Below are 13,694 nucleotides of genomic sequence, written 5' to 3'. Positions count from 1 at the left end.
CCCCTAACCCCATTATTCACGTATTTGACCAATTAATTTCAATACTGCCTCTTCCTTACTTCTCATCTGGGCCTGACTGCTTTCATCCTGATGGTCATAGCCCATTAAATGAAACATACTGTGGACAACTAAAAATGCCATTTCCCGCTGAAAGCTATGGCCGTACTCCTCTGCCTGCTCCAGGGCCCTTTCCACAGAAATAACAATGTCTCCTAATAGCTTCTCTTCTCCCTGGGGGAAATCATCCTCCACCAGGGGAAAGGAAAGGACATCTGTTGCATAGTCCTTTCCTCTGTACTGTTTATTTAATTCCTGTATTTCCTGGTTTCCTACCAAAGACAAGCTTACCTCATAATCTGAATCCCAGCCTTCATAGGCAAGGCTATGAGCCACTGCCTCCTCCAATAGTTTTTCCAAGCTTTTATCGATCTCTTTGTTTTGACGATTATCAATGACCAGACTCAATGGCCTTCCTCCCCTTTGCTTCCTTCATATCCAAATCAGGATATTCAATTCGTTCATGGAATATACCTAGAATAACATTGATGAATGCCTGCTTGATACTTTCCAGCTCCTTTAAGGTTAAATCACAATCCTCTAACTGGCCATCCTCAAGCTTATCCTTAATTATCTTTTCAATCATTTTTTGAATTTTATCTCGATTGGGAGCCGACAGACTTCGAACCGCCGCCTCTACAGAATCGGCCAGCATAACAATGGCGGTTTCCTTTGTCTGGGGCTTTTTCCCCTTATATCGAAAGCTTTCCTCATCAACCTTTTCACCATTTTCACCATTCAGCGCCTTGTGGTAAAAATAAGCCACCAGCGTATTGCCATGGTGTTCATTAATAAAAGCAGTGATTTCACCCGGTAGCTTATGTTTTTTAGCCAGTTCAAGACCATCCTTCACATGATTGGTAATAATCAGACTGCTGAGGGACGGACTGATTTTATCATGGGGATTTTCAGACGTCAGCTGATTTTCCTTAAAGAAGTAGGGCCTTGAGGTTTTCCCAATGTCATGATAAAAGGCACCGGTTCGGGCTAACAGGGAATTGGCTCCAACGGCATTGGCAGCAGCTTCGCTGAGATTTCCCACAATAATACTATGATGATATGTGCCAGGGGCTTCTATTAATAGCTTTTTTAATAATGGATGATTGGGGTTTGACAGCTCTAAAAGTTTTAGCGGGGTGACTACCCCAAATACTGATTCCCACAGGGGCAGAGAACCTACCGTCAGCACTGCACAGAAAATACCGTTTAATGCTCCATAAAACCCATTGGTTAAAACACTACTCACCTCATGGCTGTTGATAAAGCCAATACCAATTACCGTTACAATATGGGCAAGGCTGACCAAAATCCCCGATAAAAAAATGCTCCCCCGCTGCTGGGAATTCAATACACTAAAAATCCCTACAGTTCCCCCCACCAGGGTCATGAAAATTAAACTAATATTATTCCCCGTAATCAATGCCACCAATAGGCTTAAAACGAGGTTTACCAAAAATGAAAAACGAGCATCGGTCAGAATGGCTAAAAGCATAGCCCCTGCTGCCACAGGCATGACATAAATCGAAATAATGGAGCTGGCCTTTGAAACAATTAATATTGTAATAAAAATGATCATAATCATCATAAGGGTGCCTGGTTTTTCCAGTAATTGCTTATTAAACACCATAAGATAAGCCATAATCAAAAGCTCCACCATCAGCACAATCAAAGCGATTCCAGTATAGAGCATAAAGTCGATTCGGCTGTATTCCGTTAGCAGCCCCAGCTCCCGCAGCAGGTTTAAGCGGTCATAGGTGATGGTTTCACCCTCTCTTAATATGATGTCACCCTTACGAATCATTACTTTTTCTACGTTTTCTCTGGCCTCTTGACGTTTTTGTTCAGTGGCCTCAATATCCATAAATTGATTAGGCCGAATGGTTGCATTAATCAGAGAGATAGATAACTCCTGCAGCCCTTCGTCAAAATCTGTCAAAGTTAACACATATTCTTTAATATTATTCTTTACTTTTTGCAGATCTTCTATTTTGATGCCATTTTCCATGTTTTGTGCCACAATATCATAAATATAATTTTCCAGGTATTTCAGCTTTTCTATTGGCGTATTAAGGGCAACAGTGATATTGCTGCCGGATATACCCAGGTCGTTTTCATCGATTGCCTGCCTTTTTTCCAGCAGGGTCAGCTCCTCATTGTCCCGCACAACGTAAACTAAATTAAAAAATCGCTCCAGGTCCTTTTTTACCTCAATATGAACCGACGAATCGAGCTTGTACAATATTTCCTCTTCAGCGGCGGCGGCTTCCTTTAGTTTATCTGTTTCCCATCGATCTTCAATTTCTTTAGGAGACCGAATATCGGCATGGGCCCGCTGACCTACAGCCAAATCATATTTAGTCGGCTTCAGGCTGGCCACCAAGATTAAAAACAAGCTCAAGAAAAACAACAATGCCAGAAAAAGCTGTTTAATTCCCTTATGGTTTACATCTTTTTTACGGGATAGCCTGGAGAACTTCTTTTTTATATTCCCTATCATGCCCATCGGATTTCCTCCTTATGACCTTATTTTATCACTTCCCCTTGACGGGGGTTGCTTTGCTTCGCTTGTTTTCATCTATTTCATAGGCTTTAATGATCCTCTGTACCAGAGCATGTCTGACCACATCCTTGTCTGATAAAAAGCTTATGCCAATTTCCTCTACATCCTTTAAAACATCAATGGCATGCTTTAATCCTGAAGATTTTCCCCTTGGCAGGTCTACCTGGGTAATATCCCCTGTGACCACTGCCTTGGAGCCAAAGCCTAATCTGGTAAGAAACATCTTCATCTGTTCCCTGGTAGTGTTTTGGGCTTCATCCAGTATAATAAAGGAGTAATCTAAGGTTCTTCCCCTCATATAGGCCAGGGGAGCCACCTCAATCATACCTCGTTCCATATATTTTTGAAATTTTTCAACACCTAAAATATCATAAAGGGCGTCATACAAGGGCCGTAAATAGGGGTCCACCTTGTCCTTCAGGTCCCCCGGAAGAAAGCCCAGACTTTCCCCCGCCTCTACAGCAGGCCTTGTTAAGATGATACGATTCACCTGTTCATTTCTAAAGGCCTTAACGGCCATTGCCACGGCCAGATAGGTTTTACCTGTTCCGGCAGGGCCTATTCCAAAGGTTAAGTCTTTCTTTTCAATCTTTTCGAGGTATTTTTTTTGGCCCAGGGTCTTTGGCTTAATGGGTTTTCCCTTATCGGTAACAAAGACCACATCCCCTGCCAGCTCCTGAACTCCCTCAGATTTTCCTTCTAATAGTAAACTTGCCGTATAGCTTATGTTTTGGCTGGTTAAGCCTTCCCCCTTCTGGTAAAGGGATAACAGTTCGGAAACCAGTTTTTCAGCCACATCTACTTTTTGATCACTGCCAATAATGACAATTTCATCCTCCCTAAGGACCACATCGACTCCCAGAAGCTTTTGAATTAGCTTTATATTTTCATCAAAGTTACCAAACAGTTCCCGGGTAAAATCCGTATTTTCTACTTTAATTCTCTTCTGTAATGAATTGATCAAAGATTAATCCTCCTTAATATCTATTTTGACCTGCTCTGCTATATTTTCTCGAACCTCAATGATAATATCCCCATGCAGCAGATCCCCTTCCTGGTTAAAATTTACAGTGGTATTTAAGATCTCTGCTTCCAGAGGGATTTGTTCCAATAACTCAGTTAAAGCCTCCTCATGGATTAACTGCTTAACGACTTCAATATCCAGAAGCTCCTCCTCTTCAATGATTTCTTCATAGGTAATTACCTTAATTTCGACAGGAAACTTAATATTCCTCCACAGGGTAGGTTTACTATTGTCCTCCTCCAGCAAATATTTGTCGAAGGGGATTTCATTATTTCCTAACGTCAGATTCAGCTTTCCGATCCGAAGGCTTCTCTGTTTATAAGTTTCTCCAGTTTTGATTTGATTAATGACTGTTAAGTTCTTTGATTTAGTCGCCTCATAATAGGTTTTTGCATAAACCTCCCCATAGGCATGAACATAAAGGGGGCTTTCCATGTGCTGTCTGGTGACAATTCCAGTGATTAGCAAATCTCCTTCTGTAACAATATCCCCTTCCTTCACCAGGGCATCACCATTTTTAGCAATAACCTTTTCAATCAAACCATTTTTAACGGCTACTACGTTACAGGGGGTCTCTTTATCAATTTTTTCAGGCGGCGTAACCTTTTCCACCACCTCTACCTTGGCATAGATCCCCCTTATTTCTATTCCTACCCAAGCCAGACCATTAAATTCAAGCATTAATTCACTTTCTATTTCTCTTAAATCGATAAAGTGTCGATTGCTTCCAACCTTGAGACCAACCTTCTCTAAATGGGTCATTAGGGCTGCTGTTTCAATTTGTTCATTCCCCACAACCTCAATCTTGTAAATAAAGCTGGAGGCAACGATCAACAAAAGGAAAGAAAAAAATGCTCCCAATAAAAGCATTTTCCTTTTTTTAATTTTATGGGCCCAAAAAGGATATCCGTTTTTTCGAGTCAGCGACACCTTGCAGCCAGCCCTTCTGGCCAGCTTTTTTACAGCTTTGTAGCCCTGTATGCCGATACAGGCCTCTAGGGTAGTATAGCTTAACCGCCTTATATCCCACAGATATATGTCCTTTGCAATACAATGATTAATGAACTTTTCTAGGTTCAACCCTTCTATTTTTATAATAACATAACCCCTGAAATAATTCCATAGTCTCAATATTAACAAGCGTCCCACTCCCTAATCCATAAATTCAGCCTGGTCTATTTCTCCCACCAGTACAATCTCCTCCTGAACAATTCGCTTTAAGAGTAAATTTTTACCTGTCACCCTCAATACGCCGCATTTGGTAAAAATCCTTACCCTGGTGCTGGAATATTCAATAATTCCCTTATGATTTTCCACATAAATTTGAAGGTTGCCAATCATGGTTACCTTGGGCAGGTCTAGCATAATATCCTGGGGTAGCTCCAATATATCGGCTATGCTTTTCTTAATTTCGTCACTTTTTTTCATTTCGGCACACCTCCCATCTATACAATTTTTATGCTTTAATCGTATTTGATAGACCTGGGAAGATTTAATGCATAAAAAAAAAGATAGAGAAAAAAATCTTCTCTATCTTTTAAAATGCTATCTCAAAGCCTTGGGTTTTCCCAATATCTCTGACATAATGATTCCCTGTAGCACTTCCTTTTGACCAAAGTTCAGCACCTTAGCCTGTTGATAAATGGGCTGTTGTTGGCCGGTTGCCGGCTCAACCAATTTGACATCCTCTTTCTCATACTCCTCAATTGGAGGCGATTCCTCTATTTCAGCTTCCATTATCTGATCAGCAGGAGGCTCTTTAACCATCTCCTCTGTCATTCCCCTTTGAAGCTCTTTAAGTACTTCATCCATCAAGGAGCCCGGCCTCCTGCTCCTTTCCCTTTCCGGTCTTGCAGGGGCACTTTTTGGCAGGGGGCTTCCCTGACCAACGGGCGTAGCTGTAGGCCTAGGATTTCTATTATTTTGTTGACTTCTTTTATTTTTGTTAAATAATGAGCTTATGGCTGCAATAACAATAAAGCCAATAATACTTTCCCAACTCATTGATTCACTTCCTTTATACCGATGCCGATGCTCCCGTAAAGACCGGAATCTGGCATCAGAAATCTAGTTATTTACCTTTATTGGTCCTTCTTACTGTCTTCCTTAGACAGGTTTGAAATGGAATCTCTCATATTGGTGTCAGCTAAAACATTTTTCATATTGTAATAATCCATTACACCTAGCTTTCCTTCTCGTAAGGCCTGAGCCATGGCCCTTGGAACTTCAGCCTCAGCCTCAACAACCTTTGCCCTCATTTCCTGCACGGCAGCAGCCATTTCCTGTTCCACTGCAACGGCCATAGCCCTTCTTTCTTCGGCCTTCGCCTGGGCAATTCGCTTGTCAGCCTCGGCCTGATCGGTTTGCAGCTTGGCACCAATATTTCTTCCTATATCGATATCTGCAATATCTATTGATAGTATTTCGTAGGCGGTTCCCGCATCTAACCCCTTCTTGAGGACCGTTCTGGAAATTAAGTCTGGGTTTTCCAATACCTCTTTATGGGCTTCTGCTGAACCAACGGTGGTAACAATTCCTTCACCGACCCTGGCGATAATGGTTTCTTCACCGGCACCCCCTACTAATCTTTCGATATTCGCCCGAACCGTTACCCGGGCCTTTACCATTACTTCGATACCATCCTTAGCTACAGCAGCAATTTTAGGAGTTTCAATAACCTTTGGATTAACGCTGACTTGTACTGCCTGAAGTACATCTCTACCGGCCAGATCAATGGCAGCAGCCCTGGCAAATTCCAGATTAATTTCAGCCCGTTGAGCAGCAATCAGGGCATCAATAACACGATTCACGTCTCCACCGGCTAAGTAATGGGCTTCCAGCTTGTCTGTATTTAGATCCAGTCCAGCCTTATTGGCTTTAATTAAAGGACTGACAATTCGACTTGGCTGAACCCTTCTTAATCTCATACCAATTAGGGTAAATAGCCCAATTTTAATACCTGAGAAATAAGCGGTTACCCATAGTCCAACGGGTACAAAGCTTAAAAAAACAGACAGCAGTATAAAGATTACTGCAATGATAATAATTAACGAAACAATTCCCTGCATAAACAAAATCCCTCCTAATCGATTTTTCTTACAATTATTTTTCTTCCCTCAACCTTTACAACCTTCACCAGGGAACCGACCTCTATAAAATCCCCTTCAGAGATTACATCATATAGCTCATTCTTAATTTCAATGGTTCCGGCGGGCCTTAGGAAGGTCTTTACAGTCCCCTGTTCTCCCATCAGATGATCATATTGTACCCTGGAAGAAACATAACCATCCTCTACATTTTCCCTGGTCGAAAGTACTATTCTGCTAAAGAATTGATTTCGAGGTGCATACTTCAATATTACAATAAAGGCCACCAGGGTTAGTAAAAAGGCTATTATCAGTGACGTTAGTGCCACTGCCAGGTTACTGGCCCCCAATACAATACTGGCGATAATACAGATTATCCCGCCGATTCCAGGCACCCCAAAGCCTGGTACAAAGGCTTCTATGACCAGGAGGGCGATTCCCGTCAGGAAAATGATCACCACCGCAAAGCCTGCATTACCTGCCATAATACCACCACCAAAGTATAAAACAAAGGAGATTAGACCAATGGTTCCACCCAGCCCAAAGCCAGGTGTGAAAATTTCTATGAGAATTCCGATAAAGCCCGCAGCCAATAAAATCGGTACCACATAGGGATTAGTTAATAGTTGGGCTAATTTAATTCTTGAAGGCAGCTCTACGGTACGAATATTTCCATAGGCAATATTAAATTCCTCAAGAATTGTTTCATAATCGGAAGCCACCAGGTCAGTAAAATTTAAATCCTGTGCCTCATAGGTGGTGAGGTTTAAAAGTCGACCGCCCTCCACCACATCGGGAATTTCAATACTTGAATCAGCCATGGCTGCCACCAGCTGGGGATCTCTGCCTTTTTGCTGTGCCACAGTACGAAGTTGACCTGTCCAATAGGACAAATTCTTTTCTGTATTGGGAATAGGCTCTGCGGAACCAATGGTGGCTCCCGGTGCCATAACAATTTGATCGGCCGAGATGGTAATCAATACCCCGGCTGATTCGGCCTTTTTATTGACAAAGGCAATGGTAGGGACATTGCTGCTTATGATGCTGTCACTAATGTTCACAGCAGATTCAATCAGCCCGCCATAGGTGTCAATTTCAATGATGATTGCCGCCACATTGGGGTCATTCATGGCCCGATTAATATTGCTATGTAAATATTGATATACTGCAGGGCCTATTTCTCCCTTTACGGGAATGACATAAACATTTCCCCCTGTCCCATATGATTCTGCACCAGGAATAGAAAGGAAGACCAAGGCCAATAGAAGAAGACATATAAATTTTTTTGACATATTTCTCACCTCCTTAAGATGCTTATTATAATATATATTCATATTTTCTGCCGTTAAACTTATTTTTAACAATTAAAAAACTGTCAAATTAAGCTAAAGCCCCTTACTAATGGAAATTCGTTAGTAAGGGAGCATTTTCCTCTAAAAAAACTTTAATTTTTTGGCAGAATTACCGTAGCAGTAATGGGATAGTGATCTGAAGCCCGGCTTTTTATTACCTGATAATCTATGAGTTCGAAGCTTGGGGGAACAAAAATATAATCAATTCTTTTAGATAAAAAGGGAAAATCGAAGGTTGGGGTGTTGTTTTCTCCCAGGGCCCAGGCCACATCCACCATTTTTCGCTTCAGCTCCATCAGGGCTGGATCCTGTGGTGACATATTAAAGTCTCCCACCAAAATAACGTCTCCGGCAACGGTACCCATATAATTTTGTATCGATCTCAGCTGACTTTGACGTTCTTCATCATTCAACCCTAAATGGGTAACCATAAAGTTAATTCTTCTGCCGTTAACATTAATTACTGCATTTAGCAGGCCCCTTTGCTCTCGATTACTGGGTAGAAACAAATTTTCACTGAATTCGATGGGATATTTACTCAAAACGGCATTACCATAACGGCCCCCCAGTATATTGATATTTTCTCCATATACATAGTTCATTTGCAAAGCTTCCCCTAGATACCTGACTTGATTCTGCATTCTGGATCGGGGCATACTGCTGTCTACCTCCTGCAGGCCAATGATTTCTGCTCCGCTGGCTTTCATCAGCTGAACCATTTCATCCAGGGTATGACGCCCGGTTAAGCTTTTGCCATGATGAATATTATAGGACATGATTTTCATAGGGGTTTCACTGCCTTCCGATAATTCAACAGAAAATTCTAATTCCTGCTGGACCTCCATATCTGTTGGAGTGTAGGAAACTCCTTCATTATTTTGGGGATATATTATTATATTATTCATATTTTTAAAATCCACCATTTGTCCTGTTATATAAAAGGAATTTAAGTAATTTTTCCTTTGTCTTTTTTGAATGGGGTCTTTGAGTAGAAGATAGTGGGTCATTTCGCTGTCGAAATTATATACTTCAGCGATCATTTCCTCTATTTCATCGGGTGCCACAATTTCTATTTTTGCTATGGCCTCCTGCTGCTGGTGCATGACTACCCTCAATTCTTCATGGGATGAAGCCCTTATTCCCAGGTTAAGGCTGAATAGAAGTACAATCATGAATAGTAACAATAGCTGTTTTTTATCCATAGCCCTTCCCCCGTCTTCAGAAAGTTTAGTAAATAAATTATATCATAGATGGGGTTTGGGTTAATAATAGCATATTTTGTAAAATACAAAAAACAAAACCCAGAGCGAACTCTAGGTTATTATTTTTAAGATTGTAAGCATTTTTTCACAATTTCATTAACCAATTTGCCATCGGCCTTTCCTCGTGTTTTAGGCATCAAGGCAGCCATGACCTTGCCCATATCCTTCATGGATTGGGCACCGATTTCTAAAATTGTATCCTTAACAAGCTTTTCGATTTCATCCTCTGACATTTGGGCAGGTAAATATTTCATAAGTAGTTGGATTTCCTGTTGGGCTTGTTCAACGAGGTCTTGACGGCCTCCCTTTTCAAACTCCTCTTGGGCATCTCTTCTTTGCTTAACTTGCTTTGCGATGATTTCAATAATCCCATCATCCTCAAGATCGATTCGCTTATCTACTTCCACCTGCTTTATATCAGCACGAACCATTGTGATTACATTTTTTTTAAGCTGATCTTTTTCCTTCATTGCTTCCTTAAGATCATTGGATAATTGCTCCTTAAGGGACAATTTATTCACCTCTACTTTATTCTACATTAGAATTTCTTAGTAGTGTTTTTTCTTCGGGCAGCTTCAGCTTTCTTTTTACGCTTTACGCTGGGTTTTTCGTAATGCTCTCTCTTTCTTACCTCTGACAAGATTCCAGATTTTGCACATTGTCTTTTGAATCTGCGAAGAGCACTATCTAAGGTTTCATTTTCTCTTATTTTAATCTCTGACATTTACTTCTCCCTCCCTCCGCTAGCACCCGCTGTGCTTTATCTATAGCAACATAATGCTATATTGCTAGTGGGATACTACAATACCATGTTATTATACATTAAATAAAATGGTTATGCAATAAAAATTTTAGCCCGGAGGCCATTGCAACTGCCTTCCCCCCAACAGGTGGAAATGCAGATGCTCAACTGTTTGTCCTCCGTCCTTCCCACAGTTATTGACGATTCTAAAGCCATCCTTTAAATTAAGCTCCTTAGCCAGGGCCGTAATGGCATTGAAGATCTCTGGCATGATGGTTTTTGTATCCTCGTTCTCCAGATGAAGGGCTGAAGCAATGTGCTTTTTAGGAATAACCAGCAAGTGGACAGGGGCTTGGGGCGAAAGATCATAAAAAGCCAGTACCTGCTCATTTTCAAAGGCAATTTTAGCAGGTATTTCCCCCTCAACAATTTTGCAAAAAATACATTCAGACATAGTACACCTCCTTATCCACTACTATTCCATATCCATATCTATTTCAACAGAAATATAAAAATTCCTTTTTCCTGTCAAAAATTTAGTCAAGGAAGCCCATCCCTTATTAATAATGATAATAGCTGATCAAGCTGTAATTGTACCAATCATAGCTTCCCCTTCAATTGCTGTCAATCGAACCCATTGCAGGGTTCCTTCCTGAGCTTCGGTTCCTGGAACCAATACCTTTAAATAATTATCCGTTAGCCCCTCGAGAAAACCTTGTCGTTCTTTACTCATTGTCTCCAGCAATACAGACCTTCTTTCACCAACAAATGTCTCTTGATATTGGCGTTTCAACCTTGCCCCTAGAGTAATCAACCTTTCACTTCTATGGTGTTTTATGGTTCCCTCCACCTGGTCAGGGTATTCCGCTGCCGGTGTTCCCTTTCTGGGAGAGAACTTAAAGACGTGAATTTCGCTGAATGCCATTTCTTCAACAAATCGGCAGGTGTTTTCAAAGTCTTCATCGGTTTCACCGGGAAAGCCAACAATAATGTCTGTCGTTAAGGCTATATCTGGGAAATAGCGCCTGATTCGTTCAACAATTTCTCGATACAGGGCTGTGGTATATTTTCGATTCATGCGCTTTAAGGTTTCATCGCATCCGCTTTGCAATGACAGATGAAAATGATGACATATTTTATTGAGCTTGGCCAGGGCCTGAGTAAATTCTTCGGTCAGCAGGGTCGGCTCCAATGAACTCAGCCGAATTCTCTCCAAGCCTTCTATTTCATTCAATCCCCTCAGTAGATCGATTAGAGCATCTTTTTGTTGAAAATCCTTACCATAGGAGGCTACATGGATACCCGTCAGTACAATTTCCTGGAAGCCATTTTTCACCAAGGTCTTTACCTCCTTGATGACTTCTTCCTTTTTGCGACTTCGGATGGGTCCCCGGGCATAGGGAATAATACAATAGCTACAATATTGATTACAGCCCTCCTGAATCTTTAGAAACGCCCTGGTCTTTCCCTTGATTTCCTGTACCGACAGTTCTTCAAATTCTCTAACCTTCATGATGTCATCAACAACATTTATTTTTTGGTGTGGATTCATTTCTTCAATATATTGTACGATTTTACTTCTTTCGTTGGTTCCAAGAATCAGATTTACCCCTTCAATTTCCAATACCTCCTGGGGAGCAGTTTGGGCGTAACAGCCCACCACCGCCACAATGGCCTCAGGATTGATTTTTTTGGTTCTTCGAATAAATTGTCTGGACTTTTTATCGCCAATATTAGTAACGGTGCAGGTGTTAATGACGTAGACATCAGCCCACTCTGTATCAGGCACCACTTGATAGCCAGCCCCTTCAAAAAGCTCCATCATGGCCTGGGTTTCATATTGATTTACTTTACAGCCCAACGTATGAAATGCTACTTTTTTCACCTAACAACCTCCTAAATCACCTAACTCATATAAAATCATCGACAGCAAAGCCAGCCCGGCGGTTTCGGTTCTTAAAATCCGTGGCCCCAGGGTCACAGAATGGCAGGATATTTTTTCAGCAGCATTAATTTCTGCTTCTTCGAAGCCACCCTCTGGCCCTACCCATATACCAAGGCTTTGAACCTTGTCGGCCTTGGCAGATTGTAAAATTGCTTTAAGGCCTCTTTCCCTTTCCCCTTCATAGGCAACAATATTCAATTGGTTCCCTAATCCGTGGGAAAGGGCCTCTTGAAAGGATAAGGGCTGCTGGATCAAAGGAATTTTTCCCCTTTTACTTTGCTTGGCCGCTTCCGTGGCAATTTTTTGCCATCGATCAATTTTTTTAGCTTGATCCTTTTCGTTAAGCTGAACAACCGTACGTTTTGTCACAACCGGGATAATCTCGACAATTCCCATTTCGGTGGTTTTTTGAATGATCAGCTCCATCTTGGCTGCCTTGGGTATTCCTTGATAGAGGCTAACCTTAACAGGGGCTTCACGGCGGCTTTGAATCCGTTCCTGATAGGATACCAAAACCTGGTCCTTATGGACTTCCTGAATTTTACCTATGTATTCCCACTTTTCGCCGTCACAAAGCTCCAGGGAATCTCCTGTTCTTAGACGCAGTACCTTGGTTATATGCCTTACATCTTCACCTTTAATAATAATCTGCTGTCTTTCTTCATTTACGTCGCTGGGTTCAACAAAAAACCGGTTCATTCTTATTCACCCTTATATTGAGCAACAATGGCTGCCCATTCGCCCATTTTATTTACCTTGACCACCTCAAAGCCATTGGTTTTTAGACTTTCTACCACCATATCTATTTTTTCAAGGATAATACCAGAGGAAATAAATATACCGTTCTTTTCAATAAAATTAGTAATGTCCTTAGATAACAGGGTAATGATATCAGCTATGATGTTGGCCACCACCACATGGGCTTTGCCAGTTAAGGCATCGGTTAAATTCCCCTGCTTAACCTCTACAATATCCTCTACATGGTTAAGGCTTACATTTTTTTCAGCAACCTCCTTGGCAACGGGGTCTAAATCAATAGCCGTCACCCTTTCGGCTCCTATTTTTGCCGCTGCAATGGCCAGTATACCGCTTCCACAGCCAATATCAAAAACAATAGAATGGGGCTTGACCGCCTGCTCCAGCTCCATTACACACATCATTGTCGTTTCATGGGTACCGGTACCAAAGGCCATACCTGGGTCCAGCTCAATGATAATATCTTCTTCGGCAGGCTCATATTGCTCCCAGGTGGGTTTTACCACTACCCGCTCACCAATCTTAGTTGGTTTGTAATACTGCTTCCAGGCATCGCTCCAATCATCCTCTGAAACTTCAATGGTGGTAACCTCACCCAGCCCAATATCCAGGCCATATTGGGGCAGCATCCCTACCAATTCCTTTATGAGCTCAACCTTGTCCACTAAATCTGCCGAGGCAGGCAAATAGCCCTTCACAATGGCACCTTCAAAATTGGTTGGTAGAATGGATTCATCGACATAGTCCCAAATCAGTTCATTGTTTTCTTCAAAGACAAAGTCATTGGGGTCTTCAATGGCCACTCCTGAAACACCGGCATCGTACAAAATGTTAGAAACAGCCTCTACCGCCTCTGTCGTTGTTTTAATTGAAACTTCAATCCACATCATTTATTATCACATCCCTGTAA

15 protein-coding genes are annotated in these 13,694 nt (G+C 41.6%); all 15 read right to left on the bottom strand.

Annotated elements, in window-relative coordinates; genetic code table 11:
* Positions 1–12: 12 nt before the first annotated feature.
* Entirely contained in the window at positions 13–465 is a 453-nt protein-coding gene (ybeY, locus tag ACYQ1I_RS00595) for an rRNA maturation RNase YbeY (RefSeq protein WP_459761632.1), read from the bottom strand.
* Positions 449–2,560: an HD family phosphohydrolase gene (locus tag ACYQ1I_RS00590; RefSeq protein WP_459761631.1), complete on the bottom strand. Its 2,112-nt coding sequence runs from the start codon at positions 2,558–2,560 to the stop codon at positions 449–451. The genes ybeY and ACYQ1I_RS00590 overlap by 17 nt, the downstream gene beginning before the upstream one ends.
* A gap of 28 nt (positions 2,561–2,588) precedes the next feature.
* Positions 2,589–3,581: a PhoH family protein gene (locus ACYQ1I_RS00585; protein ID WP_459761630.1), complete on the bottom strand. Its 993-nt coding sequence runs from the start codon at positions 3,579–3,581 to the stop codon at positions 2,589–2,591.
* A 3-nt stretch (positions 3,582–3,584) separates the two neighbouring features.
* On the bottom strand, positions 3,585–4,790 hold the full coding sequence (yqfD, locus tag ACYQ1I_RS00580; RefSeq protein ID WP_459761629.1) for a sporulation protein YqfD: 1,206 nt from the start codon (positions 4,788–4,790) through the stop codon (positions 3,585–3,587).
* Positions 4,791–4,793: 3 nt separating this feature from the next.
* Positions 4,794–5,069 (bottom strand): sporulation protein YqfC, encoded by a 276-nt coding sequence (gene yqfC, locus ACYQ1I_RS00575; protein WP_459761628.1) that lies wholly within the window; start codon positions 5,067–5,069, stop codon positions 4,794–4,796.
* 117 nt (positions 5,070–5,186) lie between these two features.
* Positions 5,187–5,645 carry a hypothetical protein gene (locus ACYQ1I_RS00570; RefSeq protein WP_459761627.1) on the bottom strand — a complete coding sequence of 153 codons (459 nt, stop codon included), beginning with the start codon at positions 5,643–5,645 and terminating at the stop codon, positions 5,187–5,189.
* 77 nt (positions 5,646–5,722) lie between these two features.
* Positions 5,723–6,709 carry a flotillin-like protein FloA gene (gene floA / locus ACYQ1I_RS00565; protein ID WP_459761626.1) on the bottom strand — a complete coding sequence of 329 codons (987 nt, stop codon included), beginning with the start codon at positions 6,707–6,709 and terminating at the stop codon, positions 5,723–5,725.
* 14 nt (positions 6,710–6,723) lie between these two features.
* Positions 6,724–8,019 (bottom strand): NfeD family protein, encoded by a 1,296-nt coding sequence (locus ACYQ1I_RS00560; RefSeq protein WP_459761625.1) that lies wholly within the window; start codon positions 8,017–8,019, stop codon positions 6,724–6,726.
* A 152-nt stretch (positions 8,020–8,171) separates the two neighbouring features.
* A complete protein-coding gene (locus tag ACYQ1I_RS00555) occupies positions 8,172–9,281 on the bottom strand; it encodes an endonuclease/exonuclease/phosphatase family protein (RefSeq protein ID WP_459761624.1) in 1,110 nt (369 codons plus the stop codon).
* Between the two features lie 125 nt (positions 9,282–9,406).
* Complete coding sequence (locus tag ACYQ1I_RS00550) at positions 9,407–9,853, bottom strand: GatB/YqeY domain-containing protein (RefSeq protein WP_459761623.1); 447 nt, start codon at positions 9,851–9,853, stop codon at positions 9,407–9,409.
* A 26-nt stretch (positions 9,854–9,879) separates the two neighbouring features.
* Positions 9,880–10,065, bottom strand: coding sequence for a 30S ribosomal protein S21 (gene rpsU, locus ACYQ1I_RS00545; protein ID WP_459761622.1), 186 nt, complete (start codon positions 10,063–10,065; stop codon positions 9,880–9,882).
* A 127-nt stretch (positions 10,066–10,192) separates the two neighbouring features.
* Positions 10,193–10,537, bottom strand: coding sequence for a histidine triad nucleotide-binding protein (locus ACYQ1I_RS00540; protein WP_459761621.1), 345 nt, complete (start codon positions 10,535–10,537; stop codon positions 10,193–10,195).
* 126 nt (positions 10,538–10,663) lie between these two features.
* On the bottom strand, positions 10,664–11,968 hold the full coding sequence (gene mtaB, locus ACYQ1I_RS00535) for a tRNA (N(6)-L-threonylcarbamoyladenosine(37)-C(2))-methylthiotransferase MtaB (RefSeq protein WP_459761620.1): 1,305 nt from the start codon (positions 11,966–11,968) through the stop codon (positions 10,664–10,666).
* Positions 11,969–12,727 carry a 16S rRNA (uracil(1498)-N(3))-methyltransferase gene (locus tag ACYQ1I_RS00530; RefSeq protein ID WP_459761619.1) on the bottom strand — a complete coding sequence of 253 codons (759 nt, stop codon included), beginning with the start codon at positions 12,725–12,727 and terminating at the stop codon, positions 11,969–11,971.
* 2 nt (positions 12,728–12,729) lie between these two features.
* The gene (gene prmA / locus ACYQ1I_RS00525) at positions 12,730–13,674 is read right to left on the bottom strand and encodes a 50S ribosomal protein L11 methyltransferase (RefSeq protein ID WP_459761618.1); all 945 of its coding nucleotides are present in this window, start codon (positions 13,672–13,674) and stop codon (positions 12,730–12,732) included.
* Positions 13,675–13,694: the final 20 nt, after the last annotated feature.

The sequence above is a fragment of the Alkaliphilus crotonatoxidans genome, assembly GCF_054658015.1.
Note: the sequence above shows the minus strand (reverse complement) of the source record. Positions and strands in the feature narration are given on the sequence as shown.